Genomic DNA, 554 nt, shown 5'->3' on the forward strand with positions numbered 1-554 from the left:
AATGCGGTCTTGCTTTTGAAGCGTCTGTACGGAGACGATGCCGATCTGCTGCATATTGTCCGCGCGCTCCGAAATCTCAAAACGCTGAAGGAACACATCACGGATTATGAACGAAAATACAGGAGAGATGACCTTGTGGAGTTTTTTCAGGTTGAGGTTTTCGACAGTGAAAACTTCACCAAAATCTCTACGGGCCTTCGAATGCAGCTGGAAGACTTGGTGGGGAACGAGCTGGTGTTGAAACTGCTGACGAAAAAGAAGGACGAGAGTGTCCGGTTTGAGGATCATTTGGCAAACGGAGGGGTGGTTCTCATTAACTCCGCGTTGGGAGAGTTGGGAAATCTCAGCAGCATTTTCGGTCAGTTTGCCATAATGACCTTTCAAAACGCCGTGTTCCGGCGGCCGGGGAACCAATGGACGAGGCGCCCGCATTACACCTTCATTGACGAACTACCCGAATACCTCAATCCCGATTTTCGCCGACTATTGACGTTGGGGCGGAAATATCGAAACGCGTGTACAATCGCCATCCAAAATATTTCCCAGCTGAAGGT

At 49.6% G+C, this 554-nt stretch carries 1 protein-coding gene; it reads left to right on the forward strand.

Going from position 1 to position 554, the window contains the following annotated elements:
• Positions 1 to 554: type IV secretory system conjugative DNA transfer family protein (locus AB1L17_RS31490; RefSeq protein ID WP_489672043.1), on the forward strand; the 554-nt coding region annotated here is incomplete at both ends.

This window comes from Brevibacillus jepli (genome assembly GCF_047229145.1).
In the GTDB taxonomy this organism is placed as follows: Bacteria; Bacillota; Bacilli; order Brevibacillales; family Brevibacillaceae; genus Brevibacillus.